This is a genomic window from Alicyclobacillus shizuokensis NBRC 103103 (genome assembly GCF_001552255.1).
GTDB classification, from domain to species: domain Bacteria; phylum Bacillota; class Bacilli; order Alicyclobacillales; family Alicyclobacillaceae; genus Alicyclobacillus_G; species Alicyclobacillus_G shizuokensis.
The window spans coordinates 24292-45619 of sequence record NZ_BCQV01000010.1 but is presented as its reverse complement, the minus strand read 5'-3'; the positions used below and the strand labels follow the sequence as shown (position 1 = coordinate 45619).

The following is a 21328-nucleotide window of genomic DNA, read 5'->3' as shown; positions in this document are numbered from 1 at the left end:
ATCACACGTCGCCAAACATGCGCTCGAACTCCGTTGGCTCTTTGGGCTCCTCTTTGGACATGGCCAGCTTGGTGCGGGACGCGGGCGTCAGACCCATTTCTGTAGCCAGGGCCTTCATCTGCTCGGCCAGTTGCTTCTTCTTCGTGAGTAGCGGGTGCGGAACTTTGTTCGTCTCAGCCGCCTTGTTGGTGTACTCGACCATTAGGCCTTCGTCCTCGATAATCCGCGTGCACTCGACGTAGGCCGCGTAAGCGTCACAATACAAGGCCAGTGCATCCACGTCGACGTTGGTCAGCACGTCCAGACCATCCATCTCTTTGACAATGCGTTTGAACTCCCGCTTTGCCACCGGACTCAACCATGCGGGCGGTCTTATGCGGTCGGCCCTGGGCTTCAAGCGTTGTTCCGCAGACCGGCGAGCTTCAATCTCTGATTTCGTTAGCCGATTCTTGTTGCCATTGATCAGTTGCAGCTCAATCGGAATAGCCTTCCGGCCCATGTGACCACCCCCTTTTACGTCAAAAAACGAAGTTTGTGCGAAGACGACCCACCCCGGCGGTCTCCGGCGCGAGCGCCAGCTTTTTCCTACCCCCTACCCCTTCGCAGCGACCCTCTGCTTTCGCTCGGCCACAACCCGCTGAGTGCATGCGTCAAACATAGACTCCACATGAGGCCAGATAACCTCTCGACGTATGTCTTCCGGTACCCCTATTTCTTTCAGGCGTGTTGCAAGCTCGCACAACGCCTCATACATATCCGCACGCCAGGCGGGCGATCCGGCCAACCGCAACATACCTTTCATCAGCTTTACCTTAGCGGTTGCTACCATGCTCCCATATCCTCCCTCGCCGTCTTGGCGTTATGGTGGCGTATACATAATGGCTGCCAGTTGCTCTGGTCCCAGAACCTCTCGTAGTCTCCCTTGTGCGGCACGATATGGTCCACGACTTCTGCCGCCCGCAGCCTGCCTTCCCGCTCGCACATGACACACCACGGATGCTCACGCAGGAACGCCAACCGTGCCTTTCTCCACCGCGCTCCGTACCCACGCTGATGTGCGGTGCCACGCTCGCGGTCATATTCGGCATTGCGCTCACGCTTCGGCTGATGTCGTTCGCAATATCCGCCCTCCACCAGCTCAGGGCATCCCGGGTGCATACATGGCCGCTTCGGTCTAGCTGGCATCGTCCTGCACTTCCACCGTCAGCCTGAGCAGCTTGCCCGGCGCGAACGCGACCAGCCTCAGCAAGGCCGCCATTTCACTGGCCGGCACATCGAACTGTATCCTCCCGGATCCGTCGCCGCCCACCTTGATGGCGCTCTGGATCTGTGGGATGGATGCGTACAGTTGAATCGGCTCCATGTCATTCATCGCCTCCCCAAAAAGAAAAACCCGCCGAAGCGGGTATTAGGCGCCCAACTTTCTGAACTCATCCCGGACCAATTCGGTGGTCCATGATATCAATAGGCACAGCCCGTTATTCTCGATACCCCATTTTCTTCGTTCCTGCCCCTGGTATCCCATCAACCATTCATATAATCCGTTATGTATCAAATCCCGTTCGGGTTTCTTGAACAAACTCAGGTCAACGCCAACCTCGCTGGAAAACGGAAATTCCGTTTCAAGCCACTCCATCAAATCTTTCTTCGCAATATGCGATTCAACTTCCTCGATTGAGCGAACTTGACCTGCGTCCACCAACAACGACATTTCCTGAATAAACGTTGTCAACGAAACAAAGTTTCTCATCATATCACCCTCCCCACTCACCCAATTCTGCAAGGGGAGGAAAATTCCTGCTATGTATCCCCGCGCGGCCCACCAGCTCCAGCCTTACCGCCGGGTGGCGCTCGACGGAAAAAGGTAGGGACAGCCTTCCTGTCGGTTTGCCCGCCGGCAGGTGGCCACGTTGCTGTCGCTTTCGGGAGGCTGGAGATTTTTCGCGCGGGCACGGTCGAATAAAGAGATATGGACAACGCCTATTGGCGTGGGTCCTCAAAGCTGTTGTTTTCTCTGAATCAATCGGGTGTTCTTGTCCCATTCGGACATGCGTCGCCTCGCAGCGTTAAAACGCTCGTCCTGCTCTTGGCGAGCTTGTTGGATGTCTTGGGCGTCCGCCATCGTCTTTTGGAATCCCATTTCGACGTAACCTCTGAGATTCTTGATCACGGCTCGTTCCGCCTTTCGTTGCGAAAATAAAAGTCGGCGGCACGAAGGCCGCCCATGTGTCTAGTTCATCCACAAGATAGGGGGAACGTAACTCCGATGGCTGCAACAAACTAAAATACATACAGATTTTTGGTACCTCGGCATTGCCTAAGCACCGCCGGAAGGGCGAGGCTTACGATCCTCGCGCGTCGGCTCCCTCCGGCGCTGCCTGGCACGTTCCCGAGCATCTTTCGCCGCCACGATAGATGCAGGGTCTCGCGCCGTCCTACGCGCGTAATCCGACTGGCTCACGTGGTAGAACGGCGCTGGCTTTGGCATGTTCGGCCTCCCGAGGGTATAGCTTGGCTTGCCCCCAGTATAGCGCCGATTTCCCCGCCATTTTCGCAAGGAAAGCGCACGAAAAGCGCACCAAAAACGCACGAATCTCAGTTACGGCCTTTCCACAGGTACAGTTCCAGCGACCGTCTCAACGCTTCTTCATACCCTCCAAACCGTTCCCGGATCGGAGTCATGGACGGCCCTCCATTCACCTCCCGCCACTGCAGGTAGGCATCCAGGCTGATCTGCTCTCGCAGAAAGCGCAGCAGATACGAAAGGATCTGCGCATCCGTGTACTCGGTTGGCGGTCCTACTTCATACGCATCGAGCCCTAACGCTTTTTTCGCCTGGGCCATGCCGCCGAAACGCGCGCGAATGGTCTCGATGTGAGGCCGATCAGGATGCTTCTCCCGCCACTCGACGTAGTCCTGCTCGCTGAACTTCAGCCCATAGAATGCTGAGCACGCCAGCAACGACGCGCGCAGTTCCTCGTCCGACCATCCCTCACGCGCGGGATCTACGGTTGGCAGTCCGGCTCGCTCCTTCGCTCGGTTCCAGGTGCCGCCGAGCCGCCGCTTCACCTGCTCCAGCGTCGGATACTCGGGGTGCTGGGTCTGCCATGCCTCATATGCATCTTGCGAGAGGAGAGGCGCGACTTTCGCAGCCTCCTGGAGCGCGCGGATACAGTCTTCCTTCGTGTACGTGACCTCGCGCGGAGAGAACCCCATCTCATCACGAAGGGTGTTCCACGACTTCCGGATGTGGTAGTACATGGACATATACCGTAGCAGGCCATGCACTGACGCGTATTCGTCCCACTGCTCCTTTGACGGCCAGTATCCTAGCTGCGACGCCAATTCTTTCAGCGCGGCCAGAGACTGATCCAGCCGCGCGCTTCCTCGTTTCGTGGCCACTACTCTTCCTCCACCGTCCACAGATCCCATCCAGCGTTCAGGACCGCGTCAACATCGTCTTCGACCGGGTCCATGAACTGAGCGTCAATCACCGCTCGTACAGGCTCTCCTTCTGGCCGATGCCACACCCCGACATACTCTGCCCTCGCCACCCATCCTTCGTCCGGCTCACAGCGGATGAATTCTACGTCGAACTCCCCATACTCGCCCAGGTCGATACGCTTCTCCGCGCGCCATATGCTCATCCCTAACTCCTCCTCCGCATAATCGATGATCTGCTGCTCGGTCCACACAGGAGTGGCGGAGAGTATCTGAATGGGGTCGGGAAACTTCCTCCGCTGCCAGTACACTGACGCCTTCTGCCGACTCCATCCCAGTAGATCCCCAGCTTCCTTCACTCCGACGAGTCGTTCCATCATGCCACCCTTTCTAGAACTTCCTCAGCCTTCAGAATTCGAACTTCACCGTTCGCAACCTCGACGAATCTACGTCCCTTCCACGGCTCGTTCACTTCGTAGATCCCGTCCGACAACTCGTACACCGTGATGCCCGTCTTTCCGCTACCGGACCACTCGCGTGCTGCCTCAGCAAGGAACTCGCGCTCGAAACGGTATTTTGGATGCCGCCCCATGATGCGTGCCACCCACTCGCGACCTCCGCTCGGCTGATGGTTCACTCGAAGTACCACGAACTTCGGAGCCCGTGCCTCACGCCACGCCTGCCGGAGAGCCATCACCATCCGCGCCCGATAGTCGCCTTCCATCGCCTTCGCTAACTCATGCGCCCGCTTCATGACTTCCTGCTTCATCTTTACCGCCTTCATCTTTACCGCCTCCGGTTGTTTTCTTTGAAAACAATATACACCCCTTTGTTTTCTTTGTCAACACACAGCCGAGATTTTTCTCAAAAAAATTTCACCGCCCACATCGGGCGGCTACTCTACATACTGTGTGATCCCCCACGTCTCGGCCAGGCGGAATATCGCCTGCGCCTTCTGCTCGTCGTAGTACCTTTCCGACACATACCACCCCGCCTCGTAGAGTTCCCGCCACACCTGAAGGTCGGTCGGAGCGGGGTTCCGCGGGCTCGGCTCATGACCCATATACAACTTCCGCATGATCTGCGCCTGATACTCCGGCAGAGCATCCACGGCGCGCTCGACCTCACGGCAGAACCGGCGACGCTCCCGGTCTTTCGGGTCGTCCTCGATATCCGGGTACAACCCGCGCGGCTCTGACGGGCCGAATCCCGGTGGGCGGATTGTGCGCGGATCTGCTGCATGCTCATAGCCTGGCAGTGGTTTGCGTTCCTGTGGCCGCTCTTCCATATCGGCTTCCAGTAGCCGCTTGCGATACCGATACAGCCGGAAGTACTCCCGCACCATCTGCCGCGTTCGTGTCTTGTCCACCTTGCGCAGGCCCAAGTCCAGTTGCATCCGCATCGCCCCCGTGGTAGAGTCTAGGAAATCTGGTTTTCCTCTTGGCCCCCACCACGGGGGCGGTTCTGTGGCCCCAATGTGGGGCCGCCTTTTTCTCAGCGTATCCGCTCACGCTGACGCTCAATGCGCCGCCAGTTTCGCCGCCATGACCACTGCTCCACCGCCAGCACCAGCACCCCGCCGAACGGCACGCCCACCAGCAGCCCCACAGCGGCTATCCACCACGCATGCACACCCTGCACCTCCTCACGCCGTCTGATGAAGTAGCTCGTCCACCACGGCCAGATAATCAACCGCCACTCCGCGCCCGCTCCGTATCCGGTAGCACTGCTCCTCCAGGTCCTCGCGGGGTATGCTCGCTTTCCCGCCTGCCTTCCATCGATCCCATGCGTCCAGGATGAGCTTCCCTGGCACATACAGCCGCTCATCCACTCGCGTGAACTCCACGATGGCGAATACCACGGCGCCCTGCTGCAGACATGCGCGCATATGCTCGATCTGATGCTCGTGGAAGTTCGACAGCGGGAACCGGCGTGTCTCACGTGTAGACTTCGCCTCGAATTGCAGGCTGCGGCCATGGTAGACTCCCTCGTAGTCCACGGTGCTCTTCGCCTCCAGGTAGGCGGACAGGATGCGTGTTCCCTTCGTCCGAACGATAGCCACGGGAGTCGGTCTCTTCGTGACCACGGCCCAGCCGCGTGCGCGATAGACTTCGTTGGTATGGTTGATGAGCATCTCCAACGCTGCTCCTCGGTTCCCGTAGGCTGTCGCACTCACTCGCCCTCCGCCTCCTCCACAACCATGCTGCACAGGTAGTCGCGGTTGAGATAATAGGTCTTCCCGTTAAACTTCGTAGTCACGATGTCGTCATCGTAGCCTTGCGCCCACTCTTCCAGCGACACTGCCTGTTCGGGTGTCAAACCGTCGAAGGTGTGCCGCACCCCATGCGCGAACTCCACTGTCACGCGGAATCGTTTGCTCACTGCTCCATCGCCTCCACCTTTCGTATCGTCGCAGTGCCCGTCCAATACTCTGCGCCACTGTCCAGAAGGCTGAATATGCTCTCTGCCTGTCCGACTTTCCCCATTTCCATCTCGATGATGTGCCGCAGATGGTCTTTACTAACCGTTCGCGTCACGGATCCGAATTCTATCTGATACTCATCCACGCTCCATCGCCTCCAGTTCCCGGACGATTTTCCATATCTCTGCCTCTGCTTCGTCACATCGCTTCATGGCCATGTGTTCGCTGCGGCTCATGTATCCACCGGGTTGTGCGAGTCGAGCGAACTCTATATCCGCTGCTTTCTGCCTCTGGCACGCCCCATACAGCCGTTCCAACGCTTTCAACCTGTTCCGATCCACCACCGTCAGCCCGGCCCTCTCCAACCGCTCGACCCGCAGCGGGCCAATGATGGCCTCGGCTCTGGCGTGGGTGTCCAGTCCGTCAAGTGCGCTAGTCATGCGTCGTCACCTACTTTCGTGCCAGGTCCGCGATCATCATGGCGAAATTGGCGATGTCCGCGGCTTCCCGGATCACCTTTTCGCGGCTGGCGTCTCCCGCAGCGACCTCGTACATCGCCTCCTGCAGTTCGGCGACTTCTTCGTATAGCCTGGAAAACAGCCACCACACGTCGCATTCCAACCAACCGCCCTTGTGGTCGTTCTCGCGGAGTTTCAACTCCATTTGTCGAGCGAACCACCGCACGGGTTCGCGGATGTCCAGTCCGTCAAGTGCGCTGGTCATCCTCACACGCTCCTTCCTCACCAAGCCGCGGCGACGCGGTTTGGGCAGTTTTCGTCCTCTGCATTACACACGCAGTCCCTCTTTGAACACGCCCATGAGACACGCCGATTCCCGCAGTCACACCGATAGCTGGTTCCGTCCCATCCACGGCACCAGTCATCACAACCACTTCGATCTCCCTCAAAGTCGTACCACTTGACGACATCACTCATTCCTTCCTCGCTCCTTTCCAGCCACTCACGCGGCACTTTGGATTCGATTGAGGCGAGGGCCTCGTAAGCTGTCGCCGCTCCAAACGCGCTAGCGAAGAATCGCAGCGCACCAACCGCATCTCGCAGTGCGTCCAACAGGCGTTCTTTCTCTTGTTTCAACGTTTCGACTTGCTCGTTGTAGGCGGTTGCTTTACGCATGAAATAATCACGTTCCTCAGCGAAGTCACGGACTGCCTTCTGCAGCCGTTCCACTTGTGTTCCTAGTGCCATTTCAGCGTCACACATCCCTCACACGCTCCTTTCATCCATGCCGCTCGTGATGGCTCCGCACATAGTCGTATAGCTCTTTGCAGACCGGGCAGAACTCGTGTCCTGCTACATTTGTTGCGCACTCCTTGCACATCGGGTTGTCACAAGTGATCGTTTGTCTTCCGAAGCGGCTTGGAATAGTTGTCCAAATGTAATCGACGACGAAATCACATAACTGTGTGGCCTCGTTCTTTCTGCAGAAGGGACACGCATTCTCGGGAATATGGATCACATTACCCATCCCTCACACGCCCCTTTCGTCCTCTATTCGCCCGCCTGATCCAGGGCGACGTCTATCGCCTGCACCGCCTCGTAGGCTTCACTGCTGCCCCAGGCATAGCCACGGATGTACGACCGCGCCTTTTGTAGCGCCTCCCGCATGATGGCGTTCTGCTTCTGTGATTCGGAAATACATTCCATCAAATGTTGTTTGTGCGCCCGAAGTGATGTGATTAAGTCGAGATCACCGATAGGGCATTCAGTTCCAATTGCGGCTTGAAATCGATCAATCCGGTGTTCCAACTCCGCTATCTGCCTGTCGCGGTCTTCCAGTTGCTCTTTCAGATACGCAATTTCACGCTCGTATTCTTCCTGTTCTCTTGACAGGTGGATGATCTCTGCATGTATCTCCTTGCGAGACATCCTCGCTAGGCGCTCGTCATCGGTCATCCCGTCTCCACCTCCGCTATGGCCCGTAGTATCGGGTACACCTGCTGTGGCACTACTGCGTTTCCGAGACACTGCAACCTCTGCGCCCGATACCGCATCACTGGGTATGGAAGCTGCTTGCGACCACCTCGTGTGTATGGACCAACGACTCGCGGCGGCTCCCAGTCAAACTGCGCTTCTCCGAATCCAGCGGGCCATCTATGCTCGTCCATCCGATAGGGAACCCCATTAGACACTCCACCCAATCCGGATTGAGTTGGCCAGTCTGCCCGCTCCGCATCACGGCACCCGGCACCGTGTCCCGGTCCTTCTGACTCGGTGGAAGCGTGCTGTTCTTCCCGTCCTGTGCCGCTGGTGTCGGCCATAACACCGTATCGTTCAGGTTTGGGCTCCATCCCTGCTCCCGTTTCCGCTTCGCTCGTGGTGAATCCGGCGCATCTCCACTGCGATAATCCCGCGCTTGCGGCGTCGGCCAAAGTACCCAGTCGTTCAGATTGCGGCCACCATGTTTCGTTCCGAACCTCCCGACTCGTTCCGCATATCCCTTCTGCGCATCGTGAGCTTGCGGAGTTGGCCACATCTTCACTGCCGTCTCTAATCCATCTCCGCTGTTCGTTGATGCTCCCTTGCGGTTGTAATTCCCGTTCACGGTCGGAGTAGGCCACGATGAAGACTCGATCTCTTCTGTGGGGCGCTCCAACGTCCGTGGCACCATACACACACCATCCAACGCGATACCCCAGCGCGGCCAAGTCCCTGAGAACTCTTCCAAAGAACCGTCCAGTCTCACTTGACAAAAGCCCTGGTACGTTCTCGCCCAGGAACCATCGGGGCCTAATTTCGCGAATGACTCTAGCGAGTTCCGGCCACAGGTCCCGCTCGTCATCGCTTGCTCTGCGCTTGCCTGCCAGGCTATGAGGCTGACAAGGGAAGCCACCTGAGAGTAGATCCACCCGCTTGATGCCTGTTGCTTTAACACTGTCTGCTGTGACATCCCGTACGTCCCTCCACTTCGGCACGTCTGGCCAGTGCTTGCACAGGACGTGGTACGGATATTCGGCCATCTCACACTGGCCAACCGTCACGAATCCGGCCCATTCAGCAGCTAGGTCAATACCACCGATCCCGCTGAAGAGGCTAAGGTGTGTGAGCATCGCCGCCCTCCACCTCCTCTGGCCCCGGCGGCAAGTAGGCCACCCGCAGCCGCTGGCCTTCGCTGTCCAGTAGCTCCACCCTGTATGTGTGGCCGGGCTTGCGGTGGAGCTTTTGCACCACGATGTCTATGGCCTTCACGCCTGCGGCCTTGTTCTTCGCGCGGCCCACTTGTTTGCCGTCCACCAGGACGGTGTAGTCAGACACGCTGCACGTCCTCCAGCCAGAAACTCTCGCAGTACCCGTTATCGAGCCGCACCACCGCGAATCGGTCGTTTGCATATACCACCTTTCCGCCGGTCGGCTCCGCATCCGTCACGCTGCGCTTGTCACGGTGTTTGCCATGGTACAGCGGGACGATTACATAGTCGCCCACGCGGATGGACGTCTCGGTTGCATGGGTCATGCACCCTGCATCTCCTTTCTTGGATCGGGTAACTCTTCGACGATCTGATACTGCTTGTTGAACGTCAGGTCGAATCGGTCAAGCGGGCCGTTTCGATGCTTGGCCACGATGACCTCGATGGTGTTCGGCTTGTCCGTCTGCGGATTGTAGTACTCGTCGCGATAGAGAAACATAATGATATCGGCATCCTGCTCGATCTGGCCCGAGTCCCGTATGTCCGCGAGAATCGGGTGCTTGTCCTGCCTGTTTTCCACAGCCCGGTTCAGTTGGGCCAGTGCTACCACGCAGCAGTCCAGTTCCTTCGCTATAGCCTTGAGTTGGATGCTGATGTCCCCGATCTCTTCAGCCCGGTTGCGCGTCCTCAATGTCGCCTTCACGATCTGCAGATAGTCCACGAAGATTACCAGCTGCTTTCCCTCTGGCACCTTTCGACGTATCCGGCGCGCCCTGGAGCGGATATAGGCCGTGGTAACCTGCGGCGTATCGTCTACATACAGGTGCTCATATTCCAGCAGTTCCTCCAGCCGCTCAATGCGGTCCCACGCTGTTTCGTCGAACGATCCGTCCCGCAAGTATGTCAACGGCACCGCTGCCCGTGATGCCGTGGTTCGCTCTGCCAGTTCGTCCAACCCCATCTCCAGGCTGAAAACGAGCGCCGCGTCCTGCTCTGCGACCGCCTGGGCCGTGCGCAGCATGAATGCCGACTTCCCCATGCCCGGTCGAGCGGCCACGACACAGAGGCGCTTCGGTCTCCAGCCACCAATGCATGCGTTCAGGCTCGGGAACCCTGTGTCGGCGCCTGCCCACAGGCCACTCCGCCCTTCTTGGCGGTCTCTCAGTTGCGCTTTGAATCCGTGGTAGAACTCGCCAAGATGCACAGGCCCGGTTTCTTCGGCCGCCGCATCCCCGATGCTTTCAAAGGCTCTTTCGACCTCCGCTAGGCTTTCGTCGTCGATGCGTTCCGCTGTCTGCGCAATCTCCATCATGCGCTGGGCAGCCCGTACCATGCGCTTTCTCATCGCCACGTCGCGGATGATGCGCGCATGCTCCTTCACAGCCCAGGGGATCGCGTACTTGTTGACGTCCAGCACATCGGTCAGGTGTTCGAGATCGTGCACACGGCCTGAGAGTTTCTGCATCAGAACGGGCGGGGTGACAGGTCTCCCCGTCTCGTAGAGCCACCGTATGGCGCGGTAGACGAGTTGGTGATCTTCGCGCGAAAAATCCTCGGGATCCAATGTCACCTCGTCGCACAAACTCGGTTGCTGGACGAGCGACGCCAGTAGGTATACCTCAGCTTCCTCCGCCGTCAGTGCTGTCTGCGAGACGTCTTGCACGTTCCATCTGCCTCCTCATGAGTTCCATGCGTTCCTGCGACGGTTCGGGCACCCTGACCACAGGCTCCGGCGAGGCCCTTGCTGCCACTTTTCGATAGGCCACAAAGTCGATAGGCGTCTGCGGCGTGCGTTTCGCCATTTCCGTCGCCCAATCGTCTGCGATGACCTTGTAGCAATACTGGAAACTGCCGATGTCTGGGTTGCGAGCGAAAGACTTGGCGATCCCCTTGCGGACAAATTCGATAGGCACCCCGCTGTCGTACAACTTGCGAATCGCCTTAGCATCGTCTTTCTTGGCGATATAGTTCGTCTTTCCACAGACCACCATCTGGCGCTCGACTTCCTGGGTGTAGGCCTCAATGTCCAAGTTTTCTTCGTCCGGCAGCGGCGGCAGTGTATCGTGTGTCTGTTCGTTCTCGTTACCGCTGCCGCTTTCGTTCTCGTATTCGTTTTCGAATTCGTTTACGTTAGGGGCATCATTTGTCGTCAGTTGACCGCGCTCGCTGTCATGTGACAGCGGATGTCCGTATGCTTCGTCAGGCGATGGAAACTTGCTGTCTTTTGCCCGCTTGCGCTGGTGTTTGTCCCATTTAGTCAACACGAGATACCGTCTGCCTTCGACTGTGTACAGTTGGATCAACCCAGCCTGCTCCAGCTCGCTCAACCAGCTTTCCACCTGTTCGGCGGTGAAAGTGCCAAGGAAGGCGCTCATGCACTGGCCCAGTACGATGTTCGGACGCGCATCAAACCGTCCAAAATCATCGGCAGAGACCACCAGTCTCCAGAACAGCCGTTCCGCATCGGCAGATATGGAGGCAAGAGTATCTGAGGTGCGTATGGACTCCTTAACGATGCGGTTGGGCATGTGCTTCCACCTCGTTGAACGGGCTTACAAACTGGTAGCGGCCTGTTCTGTTGTCCTTTGCCACCGGCCAGTAGAAATGCACTGCATCGTATAGCGCATCAGTCTTGCCCATCATCTCGGGATGGTTGGCTCGTAGCCACTCGCGCAGGTTGTTGCGTGGGCAGTCGGCCAGATAGGGACCGTTGGCATCGTGCGACCATACGAGTTGCTCAATGAACTCTTGTGCGACACGAGATACTTCCGGATCTATCACCGGCAACTGTCTCACCTCCCAGGGCGGCCGAAGCCGCCCCGCGTATCAGAACGGCAAGTCCTCGTCTCTCAGATCTAGCGGCGCCGTCTCCGCGAACGGATCGTCCTCGGGTGCCGGCGACGGCGCACCTTTAGCCGGCGGCTCGTAGGAGTCCAGCGCGTCGATGATGGCCGACGCTTCCTTGGAAGTTAGTTCGTCGACGTGCTTGCCAAGCTGCGCCTGTACGAAGGCATCCAGGTCGGCATCGCTGATTCCCTTGGCCTTAGCCTTGCGCGAAATGAAGTTGAGTTGCTTATCCGTGGCAGGACGGCCTCCGGACGAATGGTTAGAATGCTTGGTACGTCCGCCTCCGGCATCCATGTCGATGTCCTCGAGGTCCTGCGTGAAGATGTCCGATAGGCTGGCCACCGTCAGTGCCGCGTCCACTAGAGCCCGCTTTTTCGCCATCTTGAGCACCGTGTTGGCCAGCGTGTAGGGGTCAGGCGGTGACTTGCCCTCTTTGTGTGACGTGTATCGTTTCTCACGCGTGTTCGCGTGCCCTACGCCTTCCGTGATGAGTAGGCCGTTGCGACTGAGCAGGCACCGCACAGTGAAAGCGAAGAAGCCGCCGTCATAGTCCTGCACCTTATCCACGACTTCATAGGAACTGCTAAGGCCCATCAGCATGAGGATCTTTTCTGCTCCAGGTTTCAGCAGCGTCGGCTTTTCCGTGCCAGGGATGACGCCGTAGTCGTGCTTGGCCTTGAGCGTCTTCTGCACCACCGTTTGGAACTGGGCAATCTTGTTCATCGTTTCCGCAACTCGGGAAACGTCCATGTTCTCAATGAGGGACAGAGAGTTGATCGCCTGTTGTCCCTCCACCACTTGCACTGGCATTGCCATCACACATCCACCTCCACGTCGAACTTCGTTCCCTGCGGCGTGATGGTCACGCCGGGGATAAGTTCACCGGTTGTCTTGACGTACTCTTTGATCAACTTCTTGTCCGGCTCGTATTTGATTCGGATGAGCGACATGCTTTGATTGGCCTTCGCCCACTCGATGATGGTTTGGTCGTCGTAGTCCCACTTGTCGGGCAGCTTGCGCGCCTTGAGCGTCCCGTGCGGGAGCTTAACAGTCCGGTTCCCCTTCGGGTCCTCGTCCAGCAGACGTTGGTGGTACTGTCGCAGCTTCTCCTCGAAGTACTCACGGGATCGCTGGCGCGTTTCCTTGCGCGCCTGAAGCCACGCCTGGATACGCTCGATCTCGTGCTGTGCCAGTTCCTCGTCGGCCATGTCCTGCTGGTGGATCTTGGCCAGCTTCCGCATGCACCACTCGGCCTTCTCCAGGCTGTCTACGACGAAACCCCGATCCTGCTGTTCCTGCTCATCCTGAGCATCCAGGTAGTCGTACAGGTCCATCTCTGCCACACTCATGCCGTCTGCCTCCTCTCATAGCACTCGCAGCACAGCCAATCCCGCTCCATCTCGCTCTCATGCACCCACCTGTCGCATCCCTCGCAGAGGGAGCAGGAGGAGGTCACACACCCCTCGCACAGCGGCTGCACCTCGCCGTCATAGAAGGCGGGAACCATGTCCTGCTCGTCCTCGACGCCCTGGCAGCAGGGGCAGACCGCCGTGGGAGCGTCCTGCGGGGCTACGTCCGTCACGCGTAGGGCGCTCATGTTTGCACCACATCCTGTGATGTGGTTTCCTCACCCAGAGCCTCGCGAAGTGTACCTGCAGCGAAATCGTAGGCAAAATTGTTCAGGTCCTTGAGCGCCAATCTCATTGCTCCACGTAGTTGCTCAACTTCGTCGAGCAGACTCTTCACATCGGCAGGTGCATGGGCGATGAAAAGCGCGTCGGCTATGATATCTTCCGATCCCCACACCTCAACGACCAGGTCAGGTTCTCCTTCAAGGGCGTAATCGCCAGCGAGAACGACCATAACTTCTTCATTGGGCTTCTTTCCACCGACAAACCAGTGGCTTGCAGTCGCTTTGCTCACTCGTTCCCGAATCATCTGCAGTGCTTGCTCATTCATGACTTCACCGCCTCCGTCTCTCCGATTGGCTCCAGATATCGCTGCCACACCGTCACCGTCCGAAAGAATCCGCCACCCAGATCCACCTGCACGTCGCAGGCCAGCACGCCGACCCACGTGACCACGCCTGTGCACCCAGGGGCGCGGATGCTGCCTTCCGTGATGCGAACTCGCTGCCCCTCGGAAAACCTCCGGATCATCCGATCGTCGCCTCCTTCCGCCGCCAGAACGCCCACCAGGGATGCTTTGGTTCCGCATGCATCTGAATCAGTAGCTTGCGCATCAGTAAGGCGGTCACGTTGCACTGCCGGTCAAACTCGGTCATACGCCTTCGCCTCCGTTGTGATAGAATGGATGTAATCGAACTTTTTGTTTTCGGGTTTCACCCAGCGCTCGTATTGGTCTGCGAGCGTCTTTCTTTTTTTCGCGAATCGGTACATGTCGCGCTCAATCATCGTGGCTACGCCATCCAGAAGTGCTGCTCCACTGAGTCCTGCCGCGTCTTGGCGCCCTCGTAACAACTCTGCGGTCCTGCGCAGCACCTGTACGTCCAGCGCTAGGCTCCCAATGTGGTGGTCGCACTCCTTAAACAGCCACTCCACGAAGTTGGCACGCTGGCGACTTTCGATGAGTGCTTCCACGTACTGCTCGTACCACGGTTCGCCTTTCGGTGTGCTCATGCTCTCCCTCCTCACGCCTCGACGTATCGCCGCTGTCTGAGCTTGTGAAAGTGGTCTCGGCTCAACTTGAGCATCGAGAATCCGTACTCCAGACACTGCACGCCCATGTAGACCCATAGCGCCACCCAGGCGTCGAAGCACTGGATGAGGTGCTGGTATCGGGCTCGCCTGTCCGGCTCCAGTTCCGCATCCGGCGGCTTCGATGCCGGGCATCGGTGAATGGCATCCATCGCCTCGCGAAGTTCCTCCAGGCACTTCTCACGGACGCTGGCCCTGTGTAGGTCCACATTCGGGCCGGTCAGCCATGATGGCCCAACACCGCCAGTCAACTCTCGCGTCAGTTCTGCATATAGGGCCGGATGGTCGAGCTTCTCCGCGAGCCGCGGCGCCATATCCTTCGCCGGCCGGCGTTCGTCACGCTCGATCTTCCCGAGCATCGATTCGGTGTAGCCAAGTTCCGCCAAGTCTGACCGCTTCAGACCACGGGCCACGCGACTAATCGTGATGGCTTGTCCCAAACTCACCCCTTGATCACTCCTGTCTGTCCTGATTCGGTTGCCAACGTACACAGAAGACCGTGCTACTCTGTCTCCAGAACCTCTGATGACTCCTCACAACTCACTGCCTCATATCGACAGCCTCTCGACTACATATCTTCACCCCCTGTGGACTCTCCCCGGCCGGCGCCTGCCGGCCCCGCATCCCCTGCGGAACGAAAGGATGATTGACATGGAACTTGAAACCCTCTCACCAAAGGCGAAAGCGATAATGGAATTCCTACAGGAAATCATCGATGACTTGGCAGATGAACTAGCCACCAATCACCGCGATGTCCGCATCCTGGTTCGCGTCGTCGCCCGATGATTCGGCACCTTGGTATTCTGGGTGACCACACCACCGAAGGAATGCCTCGCGGTTCACGCGAACCAAGCGCCTGATGCGAACGGCCGGGAAGTCTGGCCGATGCGCCAGCTCGTATGCCGTTGTGCGTCCGATGCGCAGATACTTCGCCACATCCTCCATGGTGAGGACTGGCGGAAGTTGCTGCTCTGTCACCGTTAGCTCACATCCCTTCTGCTAGGTCTCGTGCGCGGCTCACACACCACTCCCGGACTGCCCGGTGCGCGTGCGCCGCTTCATGGCACGGTAGGCAAAGGCCAATAGCGTTGGCGAGTTCTCCGGAACCGCCTTGGCTTCGGAAGATGGCATGATGCAGATGGGCGATCCGTCTTACTCCGCACAGTTCGCACATGCCACCGCTGCGCTCGTACACGATGCGCCTGACTGACGCCGGGAAGTCCTTTGCGCGTGCGCGCTCGCTGCGTCGCTTGGTCATTGGCTGTTTGGTTTTCAAGGAACTGGTCCGCCGGAGCGGAGTCTTGCGTTGAAGTGGCATGCGCCTCATATACGGTCCCGCCACTCCCACATCGACTTAGCTGCAGGAAGCATGTCAGGCCAGTACTTATCAAGAAACTCGGTGAAGGCGAGAAAACTGTCTGTCATATTTGCGTCGCATCCGAATTCGGACGCGCAGTAGTCTGTGAAGTGCTCAAATATATCCTGGACTGCACTCGGCAAGAGGCAGATGTCAGCGCTCACCGACTGTCACCGCCTGCGTTTCTTGCAAGCAGCCATGCTTCCTCAGCAACCGATGGATGAAGTCGAGACCCTTCGCCGTGACCAGCGTCTGCGACTTGTTTTCAATGCCGGATTGCTTGTGCGTGATGGTGTATTGACGAACCTCGAAGTAACCAGCGTCGATGTATTCCTGATAGGGCAGGTTCCACCGCGCGCCGCTTGACGACATGAGAACCTTCTTCTCACGAAGGAATGCGAACAGTTTGTTAGGGCCGATGCCCAATTCCTTCGCAACCGTGCCGACCGTCATGCTGTTGTGTGCCTGCATCGCCACGTCATACAACGCGACCTTGGGAGCCTGCTCCTCTAGCTGCTGGCGCATCTTCTCGGCTTCCTCGGCGGCCGCCGCAAGCGCCCGGAGCGCTTCTGGATAGTTGCGAGGAAGGTTGAACTGCTCGACCATATGCCGCGTCTGCAGTTCCTTGCGCATCCGTTCAAACTCTGCGATGTAGCGTTCTTTAAACTCCATGGCACGCGGCCCAGTGTAGCCCATGACCAGGAGAGTGAACCCCTGTTCGGTCATGATGTACTTGGGCATCTCGCGGCCCTGTTTGTTGGTGTATGAGGACTCTCCAAAATTGGAGAGTCGAAATTGCTCACTGCATCCAAGCTCGCGAATGTCACGAAGCACCTTGTCGTGGGTCTTACCGAACACAGTCGCCACCGTCAGGCTGTCAGTTACCGGACGGTCGTTGACGACGAAGACCAGTTGGTTCATGCCTGCACCTCCTTGCAGGATTTTCCTCGCCTCCGTGGAAGTTGATTGGTGCCGCCCATCAGCCACGGAAGGAGGTGTAAAGAATGACTACTGAAACGGTGGTTGCCATGATACAAGCAGCTAAAGAGTTGACTTTGCCTTTGTCATCTTCGTTCCAGTTAGCCGCCGACAACCCGGAATGGAACGAGACGGTTTCTGAAATGATCGGTAATGCGTATGCCACGATTTACCGGTCCATCGAATCCGCGGTAAGAGGTGAATAGATATTCACCGATACCCGCGTTGCACAAGGTTGGTGTAGAGCTCGATGCAGCGGATGAGCATGTTGTGGCACGCCAACCAATCAGGGTCACGCTCATTCGCTGCTATCCTCTCCTGCAGTTGCTCAATTTGTTGCTGCAGGATCTTGATAACGTCCATTCCTGTCACCTCCTTAGGCGGTGTGATCTTCTAGAAACAATTCGTGACATTGATCGGCATAAAAAATCGTCCAAGGGATCTCAAGGACATTGGCGATCCGCTTCGCAATCGGAACACTTGGTTTCCTATGTCCTCCCTCAAGCATCCCGATATACTGACGACTGACTCCCGCTCGAACTGCGACTTGTTCTTGTGTCATGCCCTTTGATTTGCGTATGCGTTCGAGCCATCGACTGTCCATTTCTATTTCACCCCCCGTCACGTTTCGTTGCCTTTACTATATGTCACGATTCGTTTCTAGTCAACCCTATATGACTCAATTTGTTTCATAGGTTTATAGTCACAACCTGTTGCGTTATCTTGATATCAGAGGATGTGATAAGCAGTGGATCTTGGTGATCGCCTGCGGAAAATACGCGAGCAAAAGAAGATGACACAATCTGATGTCGGAAAGCATCTTGGGATCACGAGGCAGGCATACACTCAATACGAGAATGGGAAGCGAAATCCAGATCCTGAAACACTCGTCAAACTTGCAGACCTGTTTGATGTTTCTATGGATTATCTTGCGGGGCGAACCGATGACCCGACTCCAGAACATAAGGTAACAGCACCAGATTGGGCTACATCACGGGACAAACGTGATTTGAAGAAGTTTCTCGGCAACACAGAAATAATGTTCGATGGCGTGCCGCTGACAGATGAAGATCGAGCAATGGTACAGCGCGTCCTCGAGGGCATCTTCTGGGACGCAAAAAAGATGAACAAGCGCAAAAGAAGTGACAAGGACTGACTTCCCCCTTATGGTATGGGTGAACTTGCATGAACATCAGACAATGCGCCAGAAGTCTCGCCAAAAGATACAGAACAACCTCTCCTTTCGACGTGGCAGAACGATTAGGAATCATCATCAGCTATGAACAACTCCCACCTCATGTTCGCGGCTTTTACGTGCGAGTTCTTCGGCGGAGATTCATCGTGATTAACCAGTCTCTGCGCAGTGAATGGAAACGCTTTGTTTGCGCGCATGAGCTGGGGCATGATCGGCTGCACAGAGGATATGGGTACTACTTTATCGAAGAGCAGACCCTATTTTGCCCCGGTCGATTCGAGCGCGAGGCCAATCGGTTCGCGGTGGAGTTTCTCGCTTATCCCGATCAGGTTGGACCAGGTGAGTCAATTCGTGACTTCTATCTTCGGAATCATATACCTATGGAAATTATTGATAAAACGTAAAGATTAGGGGGATAGGGTTAGGCATGGATCAACCTCGCGAATATATACCTATCACTAATTGGGCGGCGTTTGTTGATGTGGAAACAACGGGACTATCACCGTTGAACGATGAAATAATCGAATTTTCAATCGCCCTATTTGAGTATGATATCTTCACTGGGCGCATCCCTGAAGTAGCCATGCTTTATACTGGATTGCGTGAGCCATCCAAACCCATCCCCAAGTCAGCAACGCGCATCAATGGAATCACAAATGAAGATGTAAAGGGAAAAACATTGCGCATGGATGTCATCGACGCTATGATCCGCAAGGCAGATTTTCTAGTGGCGCATAATGCAGAATTTGATCGTGCCTTTGTGGAGGGGCTATTCTATAGCGCAACCAAAAAGAAATGGAAGTGTTCCATGCGCCAGATACCATGGAAGGAGTATGGCGCTGAGAAAAGGTCGCTTCAGTTCTTGCTCGACTATTATGTTATCGATAGAGACTATGCGCATCGCGCTGAATCAGATGTACTGGCCGCTCTAAAATTACTCAACATCGGAGATCGAGAGACATACTTTTATCAATTGACACATAAGCGCGCTCTTCCAAGAAGCAGGGATCAAAAATATCCGAAGGCTGAACCTGTCAAATATGATCCCTTCGATATCGATTGGTTCCTGGAGCATTATGAGGAATTACCAGAGTCAGAATGTGATGGAATAAGGATACATATCAGCTTGGAAGATGAAGAAATGAAACCGTCTCTGGATTCCGTTCCTGCAAGTGTAGAAGCGGCCGTAAGCACGCCGCCAGAACCGATTTGGGTAGAGGCGGCGACCAGTCGGGCAGAGACCGAAGTGAAGCAGTCCTCCATGGCATCATCAAAACCAAGCGCTAAGAAGGCAAATGGGTGTGCAGCCTCGTTCATCTTAGTGATGCTCATCCCCATATCGATATTTATTGCATGGGAGGTTGTTTGAATACTAAGCATATATTTGGCCCATTCTCCCTCACATGGGGTTGGGATATATAGATTTACGAGGAGGAATGGAAGAATGAGAACTGCATCTATGGTACTAGGGATCATTGGCGCTGTATTCGGTATCATCGCTGGCATCATGGCCATGGTGGTGGGCGGCATCGGTAGCGCATTTGGCGCCAGTGGTTCCGATCAAGTAACCGGTTTGGGGTGGGGTGCTGTGTTCGCTTCCATCGTCGGTCTTGTCGGAGCTATCCTGGTCAAGAACTATGCGAAGGTCGCTGGCATCTTGATGCTCATCGGCGGCATAGCCGGGATCATCTGTGTTTCGTACTTCTACATCTTGCCTGGCATCCTGCTCATTATCCCTGGGATCATGAGCCTGTTTGTGAAGGCGAAGGCGCCACAGGAATCATCGCAGTCCATGTGAACATCCATATCGCCTAAAGTTCATATGCGGCCCCTCCTGGGGCCTTTTCTACTCAACAAAAGTAGGTGTCAATATGAAAGGACATGTGCGGAAGCGTGGCAGCAAATGGTGCTTTGTGATCGACGTGGGCAGGGATGAGAACGGAAAACGAATCCAAAAATGGTTTTCTGGATTCGACACGAAAAGGGCGGCCGAAAAGGCTATGGCTGCTAAGCTGCAGGAGATAAACTCGGGAACCTATATGCCGCCAACAAAAGAAACGGTAGAAGCCTTCCTACGCGCCTGGCTCAAAGATAAACAGGCCCAGGTACGTCCCAGCACCTTTCGCACCTATGAATGGCTGACGCGCATGCATATCATCCCGAACATTGGCCACATCGAGCTGGAGGATTTACGGCCACCTCACCTGCAGACGTTCTATCGTCGTCTACAGGAACAAGATAAGCCACTCTCAAATCGTACGATACTACACGTCCACCTTCTGTTGCATGAAGCGCTGGACCGTGCCGTCAAGTGGGGAATGGTTGCTCGCAACGTGGCTGACGCTGTAGACCCGCCTCGGCCAGAGATTAAGCGTACGAAAGTATGGACACCAGAACAGGCGCAGAAATTCCTTTCCGTCGCCCAAACAAACGAGCCTCGTTTCTACATCGCGTTTGCACTTGCGATCCTCACGGGGATGCGGAAAAGTGAAATTCTCGCGCTGCGTTGGGCGGATATTGATTGGGATAATGCCGTTCTGTATGTCAATCAGACGGTCACATGGACCAAACAAGGGCCCATATTTCATGAGCCCAAGACAGACCGCAGTCGGCGTGCTGTCGCGCTATCACCTGAAACAATTGAAGCGCTCCGCCGCCACCGCGTACTGCAGGCCGGGGAACGGCTGCTCTACGGGCCAGCTTATCAAGACAATGGTTTTGTGCTGGCACGCATGGATGGCCGACCACTATATCCCCGTACTTTGGATAATGCCTGGTATCGTACGTTGGAAGCGGCGGATGTGCCAAAAATCCGATTTCATGACTTGCGACATACCCATGCTTCACTCCTGCTGGCGCAAGGTGTGCATCCGAAGATTGTTAGCGAGCGGCTGGGGCACAGCACCATTAATATCACGTTGGACACATACTCCCATGTCTTGCCCGGTTTGCAGCGTGAGGTGGCTGACCGGTTTGATGATTTGCTTTTCCGTAAGACCGGCAGGAACTAAAGGTTGCAAACCGACTTGCAAACATGTTTGCAAACGCACTGCCTGAAACACTTTCGAACGCCATGAAACGAAACCGAAAAAATTCAGTCATAGCGCGGATTTTTGTGGATAGCATGGACGGTAATAAACATCTAAAAACACTGAGCGGCCATCTTGAAAACCGCCGTGTCCGCAAGGGCACCGTGGGTTCGAATCCCACCCTCTCCGCCAAGAAT

42 protein-coding genes and 1 tRNA gene are annotated in these 21328 nt (G+C 56.3%); 7 read left to right on the top strand and 36 right to left on the bottom strand.

The features are described from left to right. Position 1: 1 nt before the first annotated feature. From ASH01S_RS05545 to ASH01S_RS18810, 34 genes are all read right to left on the bottom strand, one after another. A complete protein-coding gene (locus ASH01S_RS05545; protein ID WP_067924856.1) occupies positions 2-499 on the bottom strand; it encodes a phage terminase small subunit P27 family in 498 nt (165 codons plus the stop codon). Between the two features lie 323 nt (positions 500-822). After that, positions 823-1134, bottom strand: coding sequence for an HNH endonuclease (locus tag ASH01S_RS05535; protein ID WP_306302855.1), 312 nt, complete (start codon positions 1132-1134; stop codon positions 823-825). A gap of 40 nt (positions 1135-1174) precedes the next feature. Then, positions 1175-1363 (bottom strand): hypothetical protein, encoded by a 189-nt coding sequence (locus tag ASH01S_RS05530; protein ID WP_067924847.1) that lies wholly within the window; start codon positions 1361-1363, stop codon positions 1175-1177. A gap of 45 nt (positions 1364-1408) precedes the next feature. Further along, positions 1409-1750, bottom strand: coding sequence for a hypothetical protein (locus ASH01S_RS05525; RefSeq protein WP_067924844.1), 342 nt, complete (start codon positions 1748-1750; stop codon positions 1409-1411). Between the two features lie 246 nt (positions 1751-1996). Further along, on the bottom strand, positions 1997-2170 hold the full coding sequence (locus tag ASH01S_RS18435; RefSeq protein ID WP_157067011.1) for a hypothetical protein: 174 nt from the start codon (positions 2168-2170) through the stop codon (positions 1997-1999). A 425-nt stretch (positions 2171-2595) separates the two neighbouring features. Then, a complete protein-coding gene (locus ASH01S_RS05520; RefSeq protein ID WP_067924841.1) occupies positions 2596-3402 on the bottom strand; it encodes a hypothetical protein in 807 nt (268 codons plus the stop codon). Further along, entirely contained in the window at positions 3402-3821 is a 420-nt protein-coding gene (locus ASH01S_RS05515; RefSeq protein ID WP_067924838.1) for a hypothetical protein, read from the bottom strand. The genes ASH01S_RS05520 and ASH01S_RS05515 overlap by 1 nt, the downstream gene beginning before the upstream one ends. Further along, entirely contained in the window at positions 3818-4225 is a 408-nt protein-coding gene (locus ASH01S_RS05510) for a hypothetical protein (protein WP_067924835.1), read from the bottom strand. The genes ASH01S_RS05515 and ASH01S_RS05510 overlap by 4 nt, the downstream gene beginning before the upstream one ends. Before the next feature lie 111 nt (positions 4226-4336). Continuing rightward, positions 4337-4837 (bottom strand): ArpU family phage packaging/lysis transcriptional regulator, encoded by a 501-nt coding sequence (locus tag ASH01S_RS05505; protein WP_067924830.1) that lies wholly within the window; start codon positions 4835-4837, stop codon positions 4337-4339. A 98-nt stretch (positions 4838-4935) separates the two neighbouring features. After that, the gene (locus ASH01S_RS18430; RefSeq protein ID WP_157067010.1) at positions 4936-5073 is read right to left on the bottom strand and encodes a hypothetical protein; all 138 of its coding nucleotides are present in this window, start codon (positions 5071-5073) and stop codon (positions 4936-4938) included. A 13-nt stretch (positions 5074-5086) separates the two neighbouring features. Then, on the bottom strand, positions 5087-5617 hold the full coding sequence (locus ASH01S_RS05500) for a Holliday junction resolvase RecU (protein WP_067924829.1): 531 nt from the start codon (positions 5615-5617) through the stop codon (positions 5087-5089). Then, positions 5614-5823 (bottom strand): hypothetical protein, encoded by a 210-nt coding sequence (locus tag ASH01S_RS05495; RefSeq protein WP_067924828.1) that lies wholly within the window; start codon positions 5821-5823, stop codon positions 5614-5616. The genes ASH01S_RS05500 and ASH01S_RS05495 overlap by 4 nt, the downstream gene beginning before the upstream one ends. Continuing rightward, positions 5820-6008, bottom strand: a complete 189-nt coding sequence (locus tag ASH01S_RS05490) for a hypothetical protein (protein ID WP_067924826.1) — start codon at positions 6006-6008, stop codon at positions 5820-5822. The genes ASH01S_RS05495 and ASH01S_RS05490 overlap by 4 nt, the downstream gene beginning before the upstream one ends. Then, positions 6001-6303, bottom strand: coding sequence for a hypothetical protein (locus tag ASH01S_RS05485; RefSeq protein ID WP_067924824.1), 303 nt, complete (start codon positions 6301-6303; stop codon positions 6001-6003). Before ASH01S_RS05485 ends, ASH01S_RS05490 begins: the two co-directional genes overlap by 8 nt. 10 nt (positions 6304-6313) lie before the next feature. Further along, a complete protein-coding gene (locus tag ASH01S_RS05480) occupies positions 6314-6586 on the bottom strand; it encodes a hypothetical protein (protein ID WP_245628942.1) in 273 nt (90 codons plus the stop codon). Between the two features lie 17 nt (positions 6587-6603). Next, entirely contained in the window at positions 6604-7083 is a 480-nt protein-coding gene (locus tag ASH01S_RS05475) for a hypothetical protein (protein ID WP_067924822.1), read from the bottom strand. Positions 7084-7371: 288 nt separating this feature from the next. Continuing rightward, on the bottom strand, positions 7372-7776 hold the full coding sequence (locus ASH01S_RS05470; RefSeq protein WP_067924819.1) for a hypothetical protein: 405 nt from the start codon (positions 7774-7776) through the stop codon (positions 7372-7374). Continuing rightward, on the bottom strand, positions 7773-8930 hold the full coding sequence (locus tag ASH01S_RS19645) for a DNA cytosine methyltransferase (RefSeq protein WP_083516845.1): 1158 nt from the start codon (positions 8928-8930) through the stop codon (positions 7773-7775). The genes ASH01S_RS05470 and ASH01S_RS19645 overlap by 4 nt, the downstream gene beginning before the upstream one ends. Next, entirely contained in the window at positions 8914-9135 is a 222-nt protein-coding gene (locus ASH01S_RS05460) for a hypothetical protein (protein ID WP_067924815.1), read from the bottom strand. Before ASH01S_RS05460 ends, ASH01S_RS19645 begins: the two co-directional genes overlap by 17 nt. Next, the gene (locus ASH01S_RS05455; RefSeq protein ID WP_067924813.1) at positions 9128-9334 is read right to left on the bottom strand and encodes a hypothetical protein; all 207 of its coding nucleotides are present in this window, start codon (positions 9332-9334) and stop codon (positions 9128-9130) included. The genes ASH01S_RS05460 and ASH01S_RS05455 overlap by 8 nt, the downstream gene beginning before the upstream one ends. After that, positions 9331-10671: a replicative DNA helicase gene (locus ASH01S_RS05450; protein WP_083516844.1), complete on the bottom strand. Its 1341-nt coding sequence runs from the start codon at positions 10669-10671 to the stop codon at positions 9331-9333. Before ASH01S_RS05450 ends, ASH01S_RS05455 begins: the two co-directional genes overlap by 4 nt. Next, positions 10628-11536 carry a hypothetical protein gene (locus ASH01S_RS18415; protein WP_067924810.1) on the bottom strand — a complete coding sequence of 303 codons (909 nt, stop codon included), beginning with the start codon at positions 11534-11536 and terminating at the stop codon, positions 10628-10630. The genes ASH01S_RS05450 and ASH01S_RS18415 overlap by 44 nt, the downstream gene beginning before the upstream one ends. Then, positions 11517-11795 carry a hypothetical protein gene (locus tag ASH01S_RS05440; RefSeq protein WP_067924806.1) on the bottom strand — a complete coding sequence of 93 codons (279 nt, stop codon included), beginning with the start codon at positions 11793-11795 and terminating at the stop codon, positions 11517-11519. Before ASH01S_RS05440 ends, ASH01S_RS18415 begins: the two co-directional genes overlap by 20 nt. Positions 11796-11834: 39 nt before the next feature. Next, positions 11835-12671, bottom strand: coding sequence for a single stranded DNA-binding domain-containing protein (locus tag ASH01S_RS18950; protein ID WP_174520718.1), 837 nt, complete (start codon positions 12669-12671; stop codon positions 11835-11837). Then, complete coding sequence (locus tag ASH01S_RS05430; protein WP_067924803.1) at positions 12671-13204, bottom strand: host-nuclease inhibitor Gam family protein; 534 nt, start codon at positions 13202-13204, stop codon at positions 12671-12673. The genes ASH01S_RS18950 and ASH01S_RS05430 overlap by 1 nt, the downstream gene beginning before the upstream one ends. Then, positions 13201-13452, bottom strand: a complete 252-nt coding sequence (locus ASH01S_RS05425) for a hypothetical protein (RefSeq protein ID WP_067924796.1) — start codon at positions 13450-13452, stop codon at positions 13201-13203. The genes ASH01S_RS05430 and ASH01S_RS05425 overlap by 4 nt, the downstream gene beginning before the upstream one ends. Next, positions 13449-13814, bottom strand: coding sequence for a hypothetical protein (locus tag ASH01S_RS05420; RefSeq protein WP_067924795.1), 366 nt, complete (start codon positions 13812-13814; stop codon positions 13449-13451). The genes ASH01S_RS05425 and ASH01S_RS05420 overlap by 4 nt, the downstream gene beginning before the upstream one ends. Further along, positions 13811-14014: a hypothetical protein gene (locus tag ASH01S_RS05415; protein ID WP_067924794.1), complete on the bottom strand. Its 204-nt coding sequence runs from the start codon at positions 14012-14014 to the stop codon at positions 13811-13813. The genes ASH01S_RS05420 and ASH01S_RS05415 overlap by 4 nt, the downstream gene beginning before the upstream one ends. Further along, on the bottom strand, positions 14011-14139 hold the full coding sequence (locus ASH01S_RS19475) for a hypothetical protein (RefSeq protein ID WP_281178196.1): 129 nt from the start codon (positions 14137-14139) through the stop codon (positions 14011-14013). The genes ASH01S_RS05415 and ASH01S_RS19475 overlap by 4 nt, the downstream gene beginning before the upstream one ends. Beyond that, positions 14126-14494, bottom strand: a complete 369-nt coding sequence (locus ASH01S_RS05410) for a hypothetical protein (protein WP_067924793.1) — start codon at positions 14492-14494, stop codon at positions 14126-14128. The genes ASH01S_RS19475 and ASH01S_RS05410 overlap by 14 nt, the downstream gene beginning before the upstream one ends. Before the next feature lie 11 nt (positions 14495-14505). Next, positions 14506-15018 (bottom strand): helix-turn-helix domain-containing protein, encoded by a 513-nt coding sequence (locus ASH01S_RS05405; RefSeq protein WP_067924786.1) that lies wholly within the window; start codon positions 15016-15018, stop codon positions 14506-14508. 286 nt (positions 15019-15304) lie between these two features. Beyond that, positions 15305-15550, bottom strand: coding sequence for a helix-turn-helix domain-containing protein (locus tag ASH01S_RS17840; RefSeq protein ID WP_245628941.1), 246 nt, complete (start codon positions 15548-15550; stop codon positions 15305-15307). Between the two features lie 7 nt (positions 15551-15557). Next, positions 15558-15746: an HNH endonuclease gene (locus ASH01S_RS19640; RefSeq protein ID WP_373278546.1), complete on the bottom strand. Its 189-nt coding sequence runs from the start codon at positions 15744-15746 to the stop codon at positions 15558-15560. Between the two features lie 336 nt (positions 15747-16082). Next, positions 16083-16850: a phage regulatory protein/antirepressor Ant gene (locus tag ASH01S_RS18810; protein ID WP_169794186.1), complete on the bottom strand. Its 768-nt coding sequence runs from the start codon at positions 16848-16850 to the stop codon at positions 16083-16085. Positions 16851-16933: 83 nt separating this feature from the next. On the opposite strand from ASH01S_RS18810, the gene ASH01S_RS05385 reads away from it, so the two are divergent. Beyond that, positions 16934-17113, top strand: a complete 180-nt coding sequence (locus tag ASH01S_RS05385) for a hypothetical protein (RefSeq protein WP_067924784.1) — start codon at positions 16934-16936, stop codon at positions 17111-17113. Positions 17114-17117: 4 nt separating this feature from the next. Here the strand turns inward: ASH01S_RS05385 and ASH01S_RS18405 are convergent, their stop codons facing one another. Together ASH01S_RS18405 and ASH01S_RS05380 are read right to left on the bottom strand one after the other, a co-directional pair. Further along, positions 17118-17270, bottom strand: a complete 153-nt coding sequence (locus tag ASH01S_RS18405; RefSeq protein ID WP_157067006.1) for a hypothetical protein — start codon at positions 17268-17270, stop codon at positions 17118-17120. Between the two features lie 13 nt (positions 17271-17283). Then, complete coding sequence (locus ASH01S_RS05380; protein WP_067924782.1) at positions 17284-17511, bottom strand: helix-turn-helix transcriptional regulator; 228 nt, start codon at positions 17509-17511, stop codon at positions 17284-17286. A 144-nt stretch (positions 17512-17655) separates the two neighbouring features. Between ASH01S_RS05380 and ASH01S_RS05375 the strand changes: the two genes are divergently transcribed. The 6 genes from ASH01S_RS05375 (at position 17656) to ASH01S_RS18400 (ending at position 21323) form a co-directional block, all read left to right on the top strand. Beyond that, on the top strand, positions 17656-18063 hold the full coding sequence (locus ASH01S_RS05375; RefSeq protein WP_217996297.1) for a helix-turn-helix domain-containing protein: 408 nt from the start codon (positions 17656-17658) through the stop codon (positions 18061-18063). 29 nt (positions 18064-18092) lie between these two features. Further along, complete coding sequence (locus ASH01S_RS05370; protein ID WP_067924779.1) at positions 18093-18506, top strand: ImmA/IrrE family metallo-endopeptidase; 414 nt, start codon at positions 18093-18095, stop codon at positions 18504-18506. Positions 18507-18529: 23 nt separating this feature from the next. Then, positions 18530-19471, top strand: coding sequence for an exonuclease domain-containing protein (locus ASH01S_RS05365; protein ID WP_067924777.1), 942 nt, complete (start codon positions 18530-18532; stop codon positions 19469-19471). A 75-nt stretch (positions 19472-19546) separates the two neighbouring features. Further along, positions 19547-19900, top strand: a complete 354-nt coding sequence (locus tag ASH01S_RS05360; protein WP_067924774.1) for a DUF4064 domain-containing protein — start codon at positions 19547-19549, stop codon at positions 19898-19900. A 73-nt stretch (positions 19901-19973) separates the two neighbouring features. Continuing rightward, complete coding sequence (locus tag ASH01S_RS05355) at positions 19974-21113, top strand: site-specific integrase (protein ID WP_067924771.1); 1140 nt, start codon at positions 19974-19976, stop codon at positions 21111-21113. 106 nt (positions 21114-21219) lie between these two features. After that, positions 21220-21323, top strand: a tRNA-OTHER gene (locus tag ASH01S_RS18400). Positions 21324-21328 lie beyond the last annotated feature (5 nt).

Bases quoted from the DNA above. Each gene is read 5' to 3' on its own strand.
- ASH01S_RS05545 (WP_067924856.1), bottom strand. From the start codon at position 499: ATGGGCCGGAAGGCTATTCCGATTGAGCTGCAACTGATCAATGGCAAC.
- ASH01S_RS05530 (WP_067924847.1), bottom strand. From the start codon at position 1,363: ATGGAGCCGATTCAACTGTACGCATCCATCCCACAGATCCAGAGCGCC.
- ASH01S_RS05525 (WP_067924844.1), bottom strand. From the start codon at position 1,750: ATGAGAAACTTTGTTTCGTTGACAACGTTTATTCAGGAAATGTCGTTG.
- ASH01S_RS05515 (WP_067924838.1), bottom strand. From the start codon at position 3,821: ATGATGGAACGACTCGTCGGAGTGAAGGAAGCTGGGGATCTACTGGGA.
- ASH01S_RS05510 (WP_067924835.1), bottom strand. From the start codon at position 4,225: ATGAAGGCGGTAAAGATGAAGCAGGAAGTCATGAAGCGGGCGCATGAG.
- ASH01S_RS05505 (WP_067924830.1), bottom strand. From the start codon at position 4,837: ATGCAACTGGACTTGGGCCTGCGCAAGGTGGACAAGACACGAACGCGG.
- ASH01S_RS05485 (WP_067924824.1), bottom strand. From the start codon at position 6,303: ATGACTAGCGCACTTGACGGACTGGACACCCACGCCAGAGCCGAGGCC.
- ASH01S_RS05480 (WP_245628942.1), bottom strand. From the start codon at position 6,586: ATGACCAGCGCACTTGACGGACTGGACATCCGCGAACCCGTGCGGTGG.
- ASH01S_RS05475 (WP_067924822.1), bottom strand. From the start codon at position 7,083: ATGTGTGACGCTGAAATGGCACTAGGAACACAAGTGGAACGGCTGCAG.
- ASH01S_RS05470 (WP_067924819.1), bottom strand. From the start codon at position 7,776: ATGACCGATGACGAGCGCCTAGCGAGGATGTCTCGCAAGGAGATACAT.
- ASH01S_RS19645 (WP_083516845.1), bottom strand. From the start codon at position 8,930: ATGCTCACACACCTTAGCCTCTTCAGCGGGATCGGTGGTATTGACCTA.
- ASH01S_RS05455 (WP_067924813.1), bottom strand. From the start codon at position 9,334: ATGACCCATGCAACCGAGACGTCCATCCGCGTGGGCGACTATGTAATC.
- ASH01S_RS18415 (WP_067924810.1), bottom strand. From the start codon at position 11,536: ATGCCCAACCGCATCGTTAAGGAGTCCATACGCACCTCAGATACTCTT.
- ASH01S_RS18950 (WP_174520718.1), bottom strand. From the start codon at position 12,671: ATGGCAATGCCAGTGCAAGTGGTGGAGGGACAACAGGCGATCAACTCT.
- ASH01S_RS05430 (WP_067924803.1), bottom strand. From the start codon at position 13,204: ATGAGTGTGGCAGAGATGGACCTGTACGACTACCTGGATGCTCAGGAT.
- ASH01S_RS05425 (WP_067924796.1), bottom strand. From the start codon at position 13,452: ATGAGCGCCCTACGCGTGACGGACGTAGCCCCGCAGGACGCTCCCACG.
- ASH01S_RS05420 (WP_067924795.1), bottom strand. From the start codon at position 13,814: ATGAATGAGCAAGCACTGCAGATGATTCGGGAACGAGTGAGCAAAGCG.
- ASH01S_RS05415 (WP_067924794.1), bottom strand. From the start codon at position 14,014: ATGATCCGGAGGTTTTCCGAGGGGCAGCGAGTTCGCATCACGGAAGGC.
- ASH01S_RS19475 (WP_281178196.1), bottom strand. From the start codon at position 14,139: ATGACCGAGTTTGACCGGCAGTGCAACGTGACCGCCTTACTGATGCGC.
- ASH01S_RS05410 (WP_067924793.1), bottom strand. From the start codon at position 14,494: ATGAGCACACCGAAAGGCGAACCGTGGTACGAGCAGTACGTGGAAGCA.
- ASH01S_RS19640 (WP_373278546.1), bottom strand. From the start codon at position 15,746: ATGTGCGAACTGTGCGGAGTAAGACGGATCGCCCATCTGCATCATGCC.
- ASH01S_RS18810 (WP_169794186.1), bottom strand. From the start codon at position 16,850: ATGAACCAACTGGTCTTCGTCGTCAACGACCGTCCGGTAACTGACAGC.
- ASH01S_RS05385 (WP_067924784.1), top strand. From the start codon at position 16,934: ATGACTACTGAAACGGTGGTTGCCATGATACAAGCAGCTAAAGAGTTG.
- ASH01S_RS18405 (WP_157067006.1), bottom strand. From the start codon at position 17,270: ATGGACGTTATCAAGATCCTGCAGCAACAAATTGAGCAACTGCAGGAG.
- ASH01S_RS05380 (WP_067924782.1), bottom strand. From the start codon at position 17,511: ATGGACAGTCGATGGCTCGAACGCATACGCAAATCAAAGGGCATGACA.
- ASH01S_RS05370 (WP_067924779.1), top strand. From the start codon at position 18,093: ATGAACATCAGACAATGCGCCAGAAGTCTCGCCAAAAGATACAGAACA.
- ASH01S_RS05365 (WP_067924777.1), top strand. From the start codon at position 18,530: ATGGATCAACCTCGCGAATATATACCTATCACTAATTGGGCGGCGTTT.
- ASH01S_RS05360 (WP_067924774.1), top strand. From the start codon at position 19,547: ATGAGAACTGCATCTATGGTACTAGGGATCATTGGCGCTGTATTCGGT.
- ASH01S_RS05355 (WP_067924771.1), top strand. From the start codon at position 19,974: ATGAAAGGACATGTGCGGAAGCGTGGCAGCAAATGGTGCTTTGTGATC.